This window comes from Shimwellia blattae DSM 4481 = NBRC 105725 (genome assembly GCF_000262305.1).
GTDB classification, from domain to species: domain Bacteria; phylum Pseudomonadota; class Gammaproteobacteria; order Enterobacterales; family Enterobacteriaceae; genus Shimwellia; species Shimwellia blattae.
In genome coordinates, this window is the sequence record NC_017910.1 from 2,544,530 (window position 1) to 2,559,876 (window position 15,347).

General features: G+C 56.9%; 10 protein-coding genes and 1 pseudogene. 4 read left to right on the forward strand and 7 right to left on the reverse strand.

The features are described 5' to 3' along the window. Nucleotides 1–4 precede the first annotated feature (4 nt). Nucleotides 5–2,122 carry a bifunctional 23S rRNA (guanine(2069)-N(7))-methyltransferase RlmK/23S rRNA (guanine(2445)-N(2))-methyltransferase RlmL gene (gene rlmKL, locus EBL_RS12010; RefSeq protein ID WP_002439590.1) on the reverse strand — a complete coding sequence of 706 codons (2,118 nt, stop codon included), beginning with the start codon at nucleotides 2,120–2,122 and terminating at the stop codon, nucleotides 5–7. Between the two features lie 102 nt (nucleotides 2,123–2,224). On the opposite strand from rlmKL, the gene EBL_RS12015 reads away from it, so the two are divergent. Next, nucleotides 2,225–3,346 (forward strand): YcbX family protein, encoded by a 1,122-nt coding sequence (locus tag EBL_RS12015; RefSeq protein WP_002439589.1) that lies wholly within the window; start codon nucleotides 2,225–2,227, stop codon nucleotides 3,344–3,346. Here EBL_RS12015 and EBL_RS12020 read toward each other — a convergent pair. From EBL_RS12020 to pepN, 3 genes are all read right to left on the reverse strand, one after another. Next, the gene (locus EBL_RS12020) at nucleotides 3,343–3,882 is read right to left on the reverse strand and encodes a cell division protein ZapC (RefSeq protein ID WP_002439587.1); all 540 of its coding nucleotides are present in this window, start codon (nucleotides 3,880–3,882) and stop codon (nucleotides 3,343–3,345) included. The genes EBL_RS12015 and EBL_RS12020 overlap by 4 nt on opposite strands. Nucleotides 3,883–4,043: 161 nt before the next feature. After that, a complete protein-coding gene (pyrD, locus tag EBL_RS12025; protein ID WP_002439585.1) occupies nucleotides 4,044–5,054 on the reverse strand; it encodes a quinone-dependent dihydroorotate dehydrogenase in 1,011 nt (336 codons plus the stop codon). A 199-nt stretch (nucleotides 5,055–5,253) separates the two neighbouring features. Then, nucleotides 5,254–7,866, reverse strand: coding sequence for an aminopeptidase N (gene pepN / locus EBL_RS12030; protein ID WP_002439584.1), 2,613 nt, complete (start codon nucleotides 7,864–7,866; stop codon nucleotides 5,254–5,256). Nucleotides 7,867–8,133: 267 nt separating this feature from the next. Between pepN and pncB the strand changes: the two genes are divergently transcribed. The 3 genes from pncB to EBL_RS12045 all read left to right on the forward strand — a co-directional run bounded on the left by pncB (nucleotide 8,134) and on the right by EBL_RS12045 (nucleotide 12,338). Next, a complete protein-coding gene (pncB, locus tag EBL_RS12035; RefSeq protein WP_002439579.1) occupies nucleotides 8,134–9,336 on the forward strand; it encodes a nicotinate phosphoribosyltransferase in 1,203 nt (400 codons plus the stop codon). Nucleotides 9,337–9,500: 164 nt separating this feature from the next. Then, on the forward strand, nucleotides 9,501–10,901 hold the full coding sequence (gene asnS, locus EBL_RS12040; protein WP_002439578.1) for an asparagine--tRNA ligase: 1,401 nt from the start codon (nucleotides 9,501–9,503) through the stop codon (nucleotides 10,899–10,901). Nucleotides 10,902–11,144: 243 nt separating this feature from the next. Beyond that, the gene (locus EBL_RS12045) at nucleotides 11,145–12,338 is read left to right on the forward strand and encodes an amino acid aminotransferase (protein WP_002439576.1); all 1,194 of its coding nucleotides are present in this window, start codon (nucleotides 11,145–11,147) and stop codon (nucleotides 12,336–12,338) included. A gap of 52 nt (nucleotides 12,339–12,390) precedes the next feature. Here EBL_RS12045 and EBL_RS12050 read toward each other — a convergent pair whose 3' ends face one another. The 3 genes and pseudogenes from EBL_RS12050 to ldtD all read right to left on the reverse strand — a co-directional run. Then, entirely contained in the window at nucleotides 12,391–13,038 is a 648-nt protein-coding gene (locus tag EBL_RS12050; RefSeq protein WP_002439575.1) for an MBL fold metallo-hydrolase, read from the reverse strand. Nucleotides 13,039–13,102: 64 nt separating this feature from the next. Continuing rightward, nucleotides 13,103–13,651 (reverse strand): peptidoglycan L,D-endopeptidase MepK, encoded by a 549-nt coding sequence (gene mepK / locus EBL_RS12055; RefSeq protein ID WP_002439574.1) that lies wholly within the window; start codon nucleotides 13,649–13,651, stop codon nucleotides 13,103–13,105. 232 nt (nucleotides 13,652–13,883) lie between these two features. Next, a pseudogene (gene ldtD, locus EBL_RS12060) lies at nucleotides 13,884–15,152 on the reverse strand (L,D-transpeptidase); the annotation flags it as partial. Between the last annotated feature and the right edge of the window lie 195 nt (nucleotides 15,153–15,347).

The following is a 15,347-nucleotide window of genomic DNA, read 5'->3' on the forward strand; positions in this document are numbered from 1 at the left end:
CTTTTTACTCCTCACCCACGCGGGTGATCAGCCAACAATTGTGGATCTGGCGGTTACGGGCAAAATCCCGGGACAGGGTTTTTTGAGTGATCTCCTGCGCCTGTAATCCCAGCGCGGCCAGCCCGTTCATATCCATGCGGAATCCACGTTTATTGTTGGAAAACATGATAGTACCGCCCTTACGCAGCAGGCGGCTTAAATCTTTCATTAACGCCAGGTGATCGCGCTGAACATCAAACGCATCATCCATACGCTTCGAGTTAGAAAAAGTAGGGGGATCGATAAAGATCAGATCAAACTGCTCCCGGGCCTCACGCAGCCACGCCAGACAGTCGGCCTGGATAAGGCGATGGGCTCTGCCGGTCAGGCCGTTGAGCCGCAGGTTGCGCTCAGCCCACTCCAGATACGTCCGGGACATATCAACGGTGGTGGTTGAGCGTGCGCCGCCCAGCCCGGCGTGAACCGTCGCACTGCCCGTATAGGAGAACAGGTTAAGGAAATCTTTGCCTTTGCTCATCTGGCCCAGCATCCGGCGGGCAATACGGTGATCCAGGAACAGCCCCGTATCCAGATAGTCTGTCAGGTTCACCAGGAAGCGTGCGTTATACTCGCTCACTTCGATAAACTCGCCCTTCTCGGCCATACGCTGGTACTGATTTTTCCCCTTCTGGCGTTCGCGGGTTTTCAGCACCAGTTTACCCGGCGGGATCTCCAGCACAGCCAGGGTGGCGGCAATCACGTCAAACAGGCGCTGGCGGGCTTTGTTGTGGTCCACCGTTTTCGGAGGCGCATATTCCTGAATCACCACCCAGTCCGCATAGCGATCGACAGCCACATTGTACTCCGGCAGGTCCGCATCGTAGATGCGGTAGCATTCAATGCCTTCCTGGCGGGCCCATTTGTCGAGGGTTTTCAGGCTTTTGCGTAAGCGGTTCGCGTAATCTCCGGCAATGGCTGCCGGTTGCCCGCCTGCGGGGCTGTCCGCCAGCTGGTAGTTTTTCTGCACACAGTCCAGCGGGCCGTTTTTCGCTTTAAACTGGCGCTCTGCACGCAGCTGCAGGCAGCTTAACAGCTCAGGCGATGCGCTGAACAAAGAGAGGTTCCAGCCACCAAACTGGCTTTTCATGATCCGCCCCAGCACACTGTGCAGGGCAATCAGCGCCGGTTCACTCTCCAGGCGCTCACCGTAAGGCGGGTTGCTGATAACCGTGCCCCGGGGCCCTTCCGGCAGCGGGTTGGTCAGCCGGGAGACATCTTTAACTTCAAAACTTATCAGGTTCCCCAGCCCGGCCTGGCGGGCGTTCACCCGGGCGCGCTCAATCACCCGGCTGTCATTATCTGAGCCATAGAAGCGCGAGGCATATTCCGCCGCCCCCCGACGGGCGCGGACCTGAGCCTCGCTGATAACGGATTTCCACAGCTGGGCGTCATGCTGTGCCCAGCCATTAAAGCCCCAGCGGGTGCGGTGCAGCCCGGGGGCCCGGTCGGTGGCGATCATTGCCGCTTCGATAAGTAACGTGCCGGAGCCGCACATCGGATCCAGTAACGGTGTTCCCGGCTGCCAGCCGGAGCGCATCACCACCGCAGCGGCGAGGTTTTCTTTGATGGGGGCCTGGCCGGTACGATCGCGGTAGCCACGCTGGTGCAGCCCTTCGCCACTCAGGTCCAGGGCGATGCTGGCCACGTCTTTATTAAGCCAGACATTGATGCGCACATCGGGCATTTCCCGGTCCACATTCGGGCGCGGCAGGTTTTTGCGGGTGAAGCTATCCACAATGGCGTCTTTCACTTTCAGCGCGCCATACTGGCTATTGCGGATGGTATCGTTCAGGCCGCTAAAGTGGACCGCAAAAGTGGCCCCGGGGGCAAACAGTTCGGTCCAGTTAATGGCCTGCACCCCGAGGTACAGATCCAGATCGCTGTAGACTTTGCACTCCCCGAGCGGCAGCAAAATCCGCGAGGCCAGCCGGCTCCAGAGTAAGCTCTGATAAACCAGCCGCGCGTCTCCCTGGTAATGGACACCGCCCTGGACGACCTGACACTGGGTTGCGCCAAGGTTTTCCAGTTCCGTTTTTAACAGTTCTTCGAGACCACGCGCCGTACTGGCAAACAGAGAATTCATATTGTCACTTATTCATTAATGTAAATTGTCGCGCATTATAGCTAATCTGTGGCGCATGTCATAAAGTTGCCCCTATATCATTGCGCTGCACGGAGTGCTGTCATGCTGAGTCTTTCCCGTCTGTATATTCATCCGGTGAAATCCATGCGCGGGCTGCGGATTTCACACGGTCTGGCCGATCTCAGTGGCTTTGCCCAGGATCGCGTATTTATGGTGACCGAGACCGACGGCACCTTTATTACTGCGCGCCAGTACCCACAAATGGTGTTATTCACCCCGTCACTGCTGCCAGACGGGCTGCATCTTACCGCACCGGACGGCAGTGTGGTGCATATTCGTTACCCGGACTTTCTGCCCCAGCCCTCCCCGACCGAGGTGTGGGGCAACCATTTCAGCGCCCTGGTGGCGCCCGCGGCCATCAACCGCTGGCTGAGCGGCTTTTTCCCCCGGGATGTCCAGCTGCGCTGGCTGGGCCCGCAGTTATCCCGGCGGGTGAAAAACCACCCGGCAGTGCCGCTCAGCTTTGCCGATGGCTTCCCGTATCTGCTGACCAGCGAAAGCTCGCTGCGCGATCTCCAGCAGCGCTGCCCGGCCAGTGTCAGTATGACCCAGTTTCGCCCGAATCTGGTGGTTACCGGCGCCCCGGCCTGGGCGGAGGACACCTGGAAGGTGATTCGTATCGGCAATGTGATTTTTGATGTGATCAAACCCTGCAGCCGCTGCATTTTCACCACCGTCAGCCCGGAGCAGGGCCGTAAACACCCGGCGACGGAGCCGCTGGCGACCCTTCAGTCATTTCGCACCGCGCCGGATAACGGCGATGTGGACTTCGGGCAGAACCTGATAGCCCGCCAGAGCGGCGTTATTCGCGAAGGGGATGAGGTTGAAATTCTCGCCACCGGGCCTGCCCGGATCTACGGTGCCGGGGCCACGACGCAGGGGGCTGTCGGTACGGGAGCCGGGAATACGCCACACCAGGCGCTCACCATTCAGTGGCAGCAACAGGTCTTCACGGGGAATAATCAGCAACCCCTGCTGGAACAGCTGGAGCAAAACGGGATCCGCATCCCTTACTCATGCCGGGCCGGGATCTGCGGCTGTTGCCGGATTTCGTTAACGTCCGGGCGCGTGCGCGCCATGAAAGCCGGCGCCGTCGGGGAGGATAACACTATCTTATCCTGCAGTTGCATACCTGAGGGTGATATTAAAATCGCGCCCTGTTAAACGGCCTGCTCCAGACTGCAGGGCTGGGCCGCCACCGGCATCAGACGGTCGTTCATCACTTTGATGGCATCACCCAGTTGCATTGTGCGGCCCGCCAGAACCAGCCCGGGCTGGGCCAGCAGGCACAGGGTCGCGTTTTCGCCACTCTCCACGGCCAGCAGGCTCACCTGCTGGTGATCATCACTGAGCCAGACACACACCCGGTCACCGGGTGCGGGCTGCCAGGGTTGCCGGTGCGCCATAAAATGCCAGCTTTTCGGCATCTGGGGTTTCAGGAAGCGAATAGCCACCAGCGCATTGAGAATAAGCTCCGCCTGCTGGTCTTTGCTTAATTCCAGCTCGCGGCATTTTTCTTCAAAGGAGAAATAGAGTGCGGCGTCATCAACGCAAAAACCCGGCGCACAGAATGCATCCGGGGTGAGCATTTTTCGGGGGAAGCGCGAGCGAAACAGCATACCGTTCGCCAGATCGAGCATCATTCGATCATGCTGATCATCATAATACCAACGCCAGTTATCATCTGGTTTAATCTTCATCGCGACCCCTTGTTATTCACCCACTGGTTTATCACATCCTTGCGCGTATTAGCCGAAAGCGACATTTGTTAACGGTCAGGCGCTCAAATTAGCAACAATTTGAAAATATAAAGCAACCAGGGCCAAAAATAAAGCCCCGGTCAAGGAGATATTCTAAAAAATCAGATATTCCTTACAATTTCTTTTATTAGCGGCGGGCCTTTGAATATAAATCCGGAATAAATTTGCACCAGCGATGCCCCGGCGGCCATTTTCTCCCGCGCGGCGATCACCGAATCAATCCCCCCTACCCCGATAATCGGTAACCGGTTATTTAATTCTGCGGATAACCGGCGGATCACTTCGGTGCTTTTTAACTGGACCGGGCGGCCACTCAGTCCGCCGGTTTCGTGGCAATATTTCATGCCCTGAACCAGGGAGCGATCAAGTGTCGTATTGGTCGCAATAACGCCATCAATATTATGGCGGACTAAACTGTCGGCCACCTGGATCAATTCTTCTTCCGTCAGATCAGGGGCAATCTTCACCGCCACCGGCACATATTTATTGTGCTGCTCATGGAGCATCTGCTGTTTGATTTTGATGGCGCTCAGCAAGTCATCCAGCGCTTCACCATATTGCAGTGTGCGCAGACCCGGGGTATTTGGTGAAGAGATATTGATGGCGATATAACCCGCGTAGGGATAAATTTTATCCATACAAATAAGGTAATCGTCTTTCCCCTGCTCTACCGGGGTATCTTTATTCTTTCCAATATTGATTCCCAGAACACCATCAAAATGCGCTTTTTTTACATTCTCGACCAGGTTATCCACCCCGAGATTATTAAACCCCATGCGGTTGATAAGCCCTTCTGCCGCCACCAGGCGAAACAGGCGCGGTTTATCATTTCCCGGCTGAGGACGCGGCGTTACCGTGCCGATTTCAAGGGAGCCGAACCCCATTGCGCCAAGGGTATCGATACACTCACCGTCTTTATCCAGCCCGGCGGCCAGCCCCAGAGGATTTTTAAATGTTAACCCCATGCAGGTGACCGGTTTTTCCGGCACCTTCTGGCGCACCAGTGCTTCCAGAGGCGTGCCGGTAATACGGCGTAATTGCTGAAAAGTAAACTCATGAGCGCGCTCAGGATCGAGCTGGAAAAGTGCTTTACGAACGAAGGGGTAGTACATGAACTCTCCTGGATTCCCGGTGTGCAAACCGGGGGCGTATTATTCATCATCTGCCCTGTAAAGGGAATTGACTTGCGACAAAAAAGCGCCATAACAGGCAACCGTTTTCCTGGCGCGGCGGAAATATCCCCATTTCGGGGGGACGGCGTAATAAAAAGCCCCGGATACCCGGGGCCTGTGTGTCGTGCTGTGGTGGCTGTCAGGCCAGCGCTTTGCTTATCTTCTCATACAGATCGCCGGAGAGATCCGGCAGCCCTTTGAGCGCCTCCAGCGCGTCACGCATCAGCGCCTGGCGTTTGCTGTCATAGCGCTTCAGGCGGATCAGCGGCTCAATCAGGCGCGAGGCCACCTGCGGGTTGCGGGTGTTCAGCTCGGTGAGCATCTCCACCAGGAAGCGGTATCCGCTGCCGTCCGGCGCATGGAACGCCGCCGGGTTGCCGCTGACAAACGCGCCAATCAGTGAGCGAATACGGTTCGGGTTACCCATGCTGAATGAGCGGTGGTTCAGCAGCGCACGCACCGTGTCGAGGACGTTGTCCGCACCACTGGTGGCCTGGAGGATAAACCATTTATCCATCACCAGACCATCCTGGTGCCAGCGGTCGTCATACTCCTGCATCAGCGTTTTGCTGCACGCCAGATCCGCCGCTACCGCCGCCGACAGCGCCGCCAGCGCATCGGTCATATTGTCCGCGTCATGATACTGGCGGCTGACCAGCGCATCCGCCTGGCCGTTATCCACAAAGGCCAGGTAATGCAGGCAGACGTTACGCAGCGCGCGTTTGCCGATATCACCATGGTCAATACGATACCCGGACAGCGTATTCGCCCGGTATACGGCCAGCAGCTCATCGGCCAGTTCACGCGCCAGGGTACGGGTCAGCGCATTGTGCACTGCCGCAATGGCCGCCGGATCAATAACCTGGAACAGCTCGGCCATCTCGTTCTGGGAAGGCAGCGTCAGGATCTCTGCCGCCAGTGCCGGGTCGATATGTTCATCCAGCAAAATCGCCCGGAAGGCATCCGCCACGTGCAGCGGCAGCGACAGCGGCTGCCCTGCCTGATAGCGGGCAACGCTCAGCCGGATATAGGTTGCCAGCAGGCTCTGGGCCGCATCCCAGCGGGAAAAATCATTCCGGGCGTGGCGCATCAGGAAGGTCAGTTGCTGATCGCTCCATTTATATTCCAGCTTCACCGGGGCGGAGAACTCACGCAGTAAAGAAGGCACCGGCTGGAACCAGACATTATCAAACACAAAGGTCTGCTCTGCCTGGGTGAGATTCAGCACGTTATGTACCGGGTGGCCATCTTTCTGCAGCGGAATAACCTTCCCTTCGTTATCGTACAGTTCGATGTCGAACGGAATATGCAGCGGCAGCTTTTCAGCCTGATCGGCGGTGGCCGGTGTCCGCTGGCTGAGGGTCAGGCAGTACTGTTCTTTCTCCGGGTCATAATCATCGCGCACGGTCACGACAGGGGTGCCGGACTGGCTGTACCAGCGGCGGAACTGGGAAAGATCCACGCTGGAGGCATCCTCCATGGCCTGGACAAAATCATCACAGGTGGCGGCGCTGCCGTCGTGGCGTTCAAAGTAGAGCTGCATCCCTTTCTGGAAGTTCTCCTCCCCCAGCAGGGTGTGCATCATGCGGATAACTTCGGCCCCTTTTTCATAGACGGTCAGGGTATAGAAGTTATTCATCTCGATGACCATATCCGGGCGGATCGGGTGGGCCATGGGGCTGGCGTCTTCCGCAAACTGCATGCCGCGCATGGTGCGGACATTACTGATGCGGTTCACCGCCCGGGAGCCGAGATCAGAGCTGAACTCCTGATCGCGGAACACCGTCAGCCCCTCTTTCAGACTTAGCTGGAACCAGTCCCGGCAGGTCACCCGGTTGCCGGTCCAGTTATGGAAGTATTCGTGACCAATCACCCGCTCAATGTTCAGGTAATCTTTGTCGGTGGCGGTTTCTGCCCGGGCCAGAACATATTTGGCGTTAAAGATATTCAGCCCTTTGTTCTCCATGGCCCCCATATTGAAGAAATCCACCGCCACGACCATATAGATGTCGAGGTCATACTCCAGGCCGAAGCGGGTCTCATCCCACTTCATGGCATTTTTCAGGGAGGTCATCGCCCAGTCGGCGCGATCGAGGTTGCCGCGGTCAACATACAGCTCCAGCGCAACCTCGCGGCCGGAACGGGTGGTGAAGGTATCGCGCAGCACGTCGAAATCCCCCGCCACCAGCGCAAACAGATAGCTGGGCTTCGGGAAGGGATCCTGCCACTGCACCCAGTGGCGGCCATCTTCCAGCTCCCCCTGGGCTACGCGGTTACCGTTAGACAGCAGGAAAGGATAGCGGGATGCATCGGCGATGATTTTGGTGGTAAAGCGGGCCAGCACGTCCGGGCGGTCCAGATACCAGGTAATATGGCGAAATCCCTGGGATTCACACTGGGTGCACAGGGCATCGCCGGACTGGTACAGCCCTTCCAGGGCCGTATTGGCCGCCGGGCTTATCTGGTTAACAATTGTCAGGGTAAAACGCTCAGGCAACTGTTCAATAATCAGCGCGCCCTCAACCTGCTGGTAGTGGGACCAGGGCTGGCCGTCAACAGCAATAGATTTCAGCACTAAGTCTTCGCCATCCAGGCGCAGTGCAACCTCAGGCCCGGCATGGCGCTGCACCTTGCTTTCTGCGGTGACGATAGTGGTCGCGGCATCGAGACTGAAGGTCAAATCAATATCGCTAATGGTATATTCCGGTGCGCGATAGTCGCGGCGGTATTTGGCCTGGGGTTGTTGAGTCATAGATAACCTTTTGTATCTGCTGTAAGTATCAAACCCCAGTCTATTCTGGTTACGCTATTGTTGCCACGCAGAATGTTCATCTTTTCTTTTCAGAATGTATAGTTTGCATCCGCTGTGCGACAACCGGCACGTTTCGCTCTCGACCAGACCACAGGCTTATGTTGTGATCCTGCTTTAATAAACGGATAATCAGGGTATACTCCTGCGTCTTTATCTGAACCACGCCATGATGGAAACGTTCCTGTAATGAGGATGCTGTAACGCGCCATGACACAACACGCTTCCCCGATACTGTACTCGCTACTGGATACGGACGCTTATAAACTCCATATGCAGCAGGCGGTCTTTCACCGTTATTATGATGTCGATGTTGCGGCAGAATTTCGCTGCCGTGGTGACGACATGCTGGGTATGTACGCGGATGCCATCCGCGAGCAGGTCCACGCTATGCAGGACCTCGCCTTAAGTGAGGATGAATTTCAGTGGCTCAGCGGTTTGCCCTTTTTTGAAACCGACTACCTCCAGTGGCTGAAAGACTACCGCTACAACGCAAACCAGGTGACCATCCGCAATAATCAGGGCAAGCTGTCTATCCGGCTCAAAGGCCCGTGGCGGGAAGTGATCATGTGGGAAGTTCCCCTGCTGGCGGTGATCAGTGAAGTGGTACACCGTTACCGCTCCCCGGAAGTGACAGTGGAGATGGCGCTGGATCATCTGGAGCATAAACTGGCGGATTTTAACCGCCTGAGCGCAGATATCTCGCTTGATAAATTCCGGCTGATGGACTTCGGCACCCGGCGGCGCTTCTCCCGCGAGGTGCAGTTCGCCATTGTCGAGCGCCTGAAACAGGAGCCGTGGTTTATTGGCACCAGTAACTATGATCTGGCCCGCCGCCTGAATTTAACCCCCATGGGCACCCAGGCCCACGAATGGTTCCAGGCCCACCAGCAAATCAGCCCGGTGCTGGCAAACAGCCAGCGGGCCGCCCTCCAGGCCTGGCTGGATGAGTACCCGGATCAACTGGGGATCGCCCTCACCGACTGTATTACCATGGACGCCTTCCTGCGGGACTTCGGCAGCGCATTTGCCACCCGCTACCAGGGGCTGCGCCACGACTCTGGCGATCCGGTACAGTGGGGGGAGAAGGCCATCACCCACTATCAGCAACTGGGGATTGACCCGCTCAGCAAGACGCTGATCTTCTCTGATAATCTCGATTTACCCAAAGCGCTTGAGCTGTATCGCCACTTTGCGTCACGGATTAACCTCGGCTTCGGTATCGGCACCCGCCTCACCTGCGATATTCCGGCCGTGAAGCCGCTCAATATTGTTATCAAGCTGGTGGAGTGCAACGGGAAACCGGTGGCCAAGCTCTCAGACAGCCCCGGCAAGACCATCTGCCAGGATAAAGCATTTGTACGCGCACTGCGCAAAGCCTTCGATCTGCCGCTGGTCAAAAAGGCCAGCTAGCTTCTCAGGGGCCTTCCGGCCCCTGTTTTTCACCTTGCGGCACGCTTTTCTTTTCTCTGTGGTCGAATTCTGCTTGTTTGCTGGCGTGTGCCAGGTAACATAGACGGTTCCCGCCATCTGCGGGGAATGCACCTATTGTTACTGGACTATATAGAGAGAAAAATATGAGCGTTGTGCCTGTAGCCGACGTACTCCAGGGCCGCACTGCCGTTGACAGCGAAGTCACCGTCCGCGGTTGGGTACGTACACGAAGAGATTCAAAAGCTGGCTTTTCCTTCCTCGCCGTTTATGACGGTTCCTGCTTTGATCCTGTACAGGTCGTCGTCAATAATTCTCTGCCCAATTACAATCAGGAAATCCTGCGCCTGACCACCGGCTGCTCCGTGATTGCCACGGGTAAAGTTGTGGCGTCCCAGGGACAGGGCCAGGCGTTTGAAATTCAGGCGATCTCCGTTGAGGTGACCGGCTGGGTAGATGATCCTGATACCTACCCGATGGCGGCCAAACGCCACAGCATTGAGTATCTGCGTGAAGTGGCCCACATGCGCCCGCGCACGAACCTGATTGGCGCGGTTGCCCGCGTGCGTCATACCCTGGCGCAGGCCCTGCACCGCTTCTTCGACGAGCAGGGCTTTTTCTGGGTCTCTACCCCGCTGATTACCGCATCCGACACCGAAGGCGCCGGGGAGATGTTCCGTGTCTCGACACTGGATCTGGAAAACCTGCCGCGTAACGATCAGGGCAAAGTTGATTTTGATAAAGACTTTTTCGGTAAAGAGTCCTTCCTGACCGTTTCCGGCCAGCTGAACGCCGAAACCTACGCCTGCGCCCTGTCTAAGGTCTATACCTTTGGTCCCACCTTCCGCGCGGAAAACTCCAACACCAGCCGCCACCTGGCAGAGTTCTGGATGCTGGAGCCGGAAGTGGCCTTTGCCGATCTGGAAGACAACGCCCGCCTGGCGGAAGCGATGCTGAAATATGTCTTCAGAGCGGTACTGGAAGAGCGTGCAGACGACATGAAGTTTTTCGCGGAGCGTGTAGATAAAGACGCCATCACCCGCCTTGAGAAGTTCATCAGCGCCGATTTTGCCCAGGTGGACTACACCGATGCGGTGGCGATTCTGGAAAAATGCGGCGAGAAATTCGAAAACCCGGTTTACTGGGGGGTTGACCTGGCCTCTGAGCACGAGCGCTACCTGGCCGAGAAACACTTTAACGCACCGGTGGTGGTGAAAAACTACCCGAAAGATATCAAAGCCTTCTACATGCGCATGAACGACGACGGTAAAACCGTTGCCGCCATGGACGTGCTGGCGCCGGGGATCGGTGAAATCATCGGCGGCTCTCAGCGTGAAGAGCGTCTTGACGTGCTGGATGCCCGCATGGCGGAAATGGGCCTGAACAAAGAGGACTACTGGTGGTATCGCGATCTGCGCCGTTACGGCACAGTGCCGCACTCCGGTTTTGGCCTTGGCTTCGAGCGCCTGATTGCCTACGTGACCGGGGTTCAGAACGTGCGTGACGTTATTCCGTTCCCGCGCACACCGCGCAGCGCCACCTTCTGATAGCTCGACACACCGGCAAGCCGGTTATCTGCCGGTTTGCCTGATAACAAGGGGAAAAGCATGCTTTTCCCCCTTTGTCGTAAGCGCCACCCCGTAGCCTGTTCTTCCGCTTTTCCCACCGCCCGGCAGGCGAAAAATGTCAGGTTTTCGAGCCACCCAGTATTTTGTCGCTAAACGATTGGCATTTTGTAAAACCACCGTTAATCTGATGAGGATTTCCCTTTATGAAAATGGAACCTCGACATGTTTGAAAACATCACCGCCGCCCCTGCAGATCCGATCCTTGGCCTTGCTGACCTGTTTCGTGCCGACCAGCGCCTGACCAAAATCAACCTTGGTATTGGTGTGTATAAAGACGAGACCGGTAAAACCCCGGTGCTGACCAGCGTAAAAAAAGCTGAGCAGTACCTGCTGGAAAACGAAACCACGAAAAACTACCTCAGTATTGATGGTCTGCCGGAGTTTGACCTCTGCACTCAGGAGCTGCTGTTTGGCAAAGGCAGCCCGATTGTTGAAACCCGGCGCGCCAAAACTGCCCAGACTCCGGGCGGTACCGGTGCGCTGCGCGTTGCGGCGGATTTCCTGGCTAAAAACACCAGTGCCAAACGTGTCTGGGTCAGCAACCCCAGCTGGCCAAACCATAAGAGCGTCTTTGGCGCCGCCGGCCTGGAAGTCTGCGATTACAACTACTACGACGCGGAAAACCACAGCCTCGACTTCGACGGTATGGTCGCCAGCCTGCAACAGGCTCAGGCCGGTGACGTGGTGCTGTTCCACGGCTGCTGCCACAACCCGACCGGGATCGATCCGACCCTGGAGCAATGGCAGCAACTGGCCGCCATGAGCAAAGAAAAAGGCTGGCTGCCGCTGTTTGATTTCGCCTACCAGGGCTTTGCCCGTGGTCTGGAAGAAGACGCCGAAGGGCTGCGCGCTTTTGCCGCGCTGCACCAGGAGCTGATCGTTGCCAGCTCCTTCTCTAAAAACTTCGGCCTGTACAATGAGCGCGTAGGCGCCTGCACCCTGATTGCCGCAGACCAGGAGACCGCAGAGCGGGCTTTTAGCCAGATGAAGTTCTGCATCCGCGCCAACTACTCAAACCCGCCAGCTCACGGTGCGTGCGTCGTTGCCACCATTTTGAATAACGATGCGCTGCGCGATCTGTGGGAGCAGGAGCTGACCGGTATGCGCGAGCGTATCCAGCGCATGCGTCTGCTGTTTGTGAATACCCTTCAGGAAAAAGGCGCCAGCCGCGACTTTAGCTTTATCACCCGCCAGAACGGGATGTTCTCATTCAGCGGGCTGAATAAAGATCAGGTCATGCGCCTGCGTGAGGAGTTCGGCATTTACGCCGTTGCCTCGGGCCGTATTAACGTGGCCGGTATGACGCCGGACAATATGTCCGCCCTCTGTGAGGCTATTGTCGCCGTAACGAAGTAAGACACCATCACAGACAAAAGGCCGCAAATGCGGCCTTTTTTGTGCGCCCGGTTTACCAGGCGGGGGCACCATCCTGCAAGAAGGGATTGGTGCGCCGCTCTTCCCCGAGGGTAGACAGAGGCCCGTGACCGGGGATAAAGGTCACCTCGTCGCCCAGCGGCAGCAGTTTTTCTTTAATGGAGGCAATCAGCTGGGCGTGATCCCCGCGCGGGAAATCACTGCGGCCCACACCGCCTTTGAACAGCACATCACCGGAAATCAGCAACCCGGATTGCGGTTCAAAAAAGACCACATGGCCGGGGGTATGCCCGGGGCAATGCAACACCTGTAAGGTCACATCACCCAGCGCAATTGTATCCCCTTCGCTGAGCCAGCGATCCGGTGTCAGAGGCGGGCAGTTTTCCAGCCCGAACATCTGGCTCTGGGCCGGGAGCCCCTGCAGCCAGAAGGTATCTTCTTTTTCCGGGCCTACAACCGGCACCCCGTAAAACGCAGCCAGCTCTGCGGCCGCGCCCACATGGTCAAGATGCCCGTGGGTCAGCAGGATCTGGCTGATGGTCACCTCTTTTTCTGCCACCGCCTGTTTGATCCGCTCAGCGTCACCGCCAGGATCGACCAGTGCCGCCTGCCGGGAACCCGGGCACCAGATCAGTGAACAGTTCTGGGCAAACGCCGTTACCGGAATAATATGATAATTCATAACGCTCCATTACCGGCCTGGCGGGCCGGATATGATTCATACCCGTCCCCTGGAAGACAGGTCCCTACCAGTGCCTGCGCGGCCCGGTATCAATATGCACAAAGTTGCTACGCGGGTAATATCCTACACCACCCGCGCCCATGGATAACGCCGCTTTGCGAATATTATTCAGCGCGATGCCTTCAATATGAAAATCCATCGCCTGGCCTTTGGTATGGTAGCTGTTTTTTGCCACACCGCGGCTGCGGGAGCGTAATTGTGTATTGGTGCTCAGTGAACGGTAGCCCGAGATCAACTGCACCGGCTTAGTAGTGCCCAGCAGCCCCTGCAGGCGATAAAGCTGGTCAAAAAGTGCCGGATCAATGGGCTTAATATGATTAGAGCGGTAATCGCGGAAGAAATGATCTAACCGGCTGAGTTCATCATGGTTGTAGCCACTGCCGTTAAAAAACTCGGCTTTGATGGTTTCCCCGGTGTGGAGATTGTTCAGAGTCAGGATGCGCGGACGCGGTGTTGAGAGTGTCGCAAACGCTTGCGTAGGTAGCATTGCCGCTCCCAGGGCAACACCACCTAACGCCAGCAACCTGCGGCGGCTAGAGTCAAATTTTTCCATAATGTCAGTCTACAGGTAAGTGAGTAATCGTAATAATTCCACAGTCTGTGCGGAGCCTTCGCCGGGCCCTACGTGGATTTGTGGGTAAATGCACTTCTGGCACACAATCGGCACATTAACCGCCAAAAAACCACGCGTCAAGTTGCCGGGCCAGCGCTGGTGCGGGTTGTGTAACACTTTTCCCCCGCACCGGCACATTATTACGACCGCAAAACTGTTTAAATTGCTTAACTTACCTGATTAACTGTTCTGCTTTTGGCAGGATTTGTGCGCCAGATCGCGCAACGGAATCATAATTGTAAATATCTGTACGAAATTGCGTCTGTCCGTCATCCCCGACAAACGCCGTCAGATAATAGAGGTTCACCGGAATATGGTTACTCACATTCACATAACGGGTATTGCCCGCTTTCACCGCGCTGGAGACCCGGGCGTTATCCCAGCCTACATCCCGTAGCAGCATCGATGCCAGTTCCGAGGCCTTATTCACCCGCACGCACCCGGAGCTCAGCGCCCGCACATCCTTCTGGAACAGGTTATGGTTCGGGGTATCGTGCAGATAGATGGCATCTGTACTGGGCATATTAAATTTATAGCGCCCCAGGGAGTTAGTCGGGCCCGGTTTTTGCTGGAAGCGGTACGGCAGGTTCGACTCGGTTATGCCGGACCAGTTTACCTGGCGCGGGTTAACCGGTTCAGAGCTTCCCCAGCCGCGCATCATGGTAAATCCGTGGCGCTCCAGGTAGCCGGGATCCCGGCGCACTTTAGGCAGCAGATCTTTGCGCGCCAGGGTTGGCGGCACATTCCACGGCGGGTTCAGCACCACGTTACTCAGGGCGCTGCTCATCAGCGGCGTTTTACGCTCCGGGCGGCCGACAATAACCCGCGACGCGAGCATTTCATCCCCGTTGAGATAATACTTCAGCGAGAAATCAGGGATATTCACCATGATCCCGGTCGACAGGTTGTCCGGCAGCAGGCGTAAACGCTGAATATTCAGCGCCACCAGCGCGGCGCGCTGTTGGGACGAAGCGCGGGAGTCCCTCATCAGTTGCAGCAGTGTCGCGTGCATTTTCGGGTACTGGGGGTTTTGTGGCGCCAGCGAGTCAATAAATTTTGCCACGTTGTGGCGATCGATCCCCAGCTGCCACTGGTTAATCACCGACAGAGCCGGTAACTCCAGAGTGTACGGGCTGCTGCTGTACAGCCAGTGGTTTCCCTGGCGGCCCACATTGCTGACATAGTCCAGATAGCCCAGCATCGCGTCAGACAGCACGATATCGCGCCCCATACCGCTCACGGACGAATCAGTCAGTAATTTCACCCAGGTCGCAAACTGAGGCTGAAAACCGGCGATCGCCGCTTCGGCCAGTTGCTGCTCGAAGCGGCGCATCGCTTCTCTGTCTTCCCACATGGCCTCCATATTGCGGGCCCCGTACAGCGCCGCCAGCCCATTAAAATAGACCGGTGTATAGCCTGCCGGCAGGCGTGACTGTAACTGATCCCGTCCCTGCTGTACCGTCATGCCAGCAGGTGCAGCCGGTGTGACAACGGACCCGGTCCCGCCGGAGGTGACCGGGGCGGGAGCACTCAGCGGTGCCCTTCCCAGTAACCCATTCATGGCCGGTGACATCGGCAGGGAGCCCTGAGTATCGGTAGGGGCTGGCGCCACAACCGCAGAGCTGTCAGACGGGAT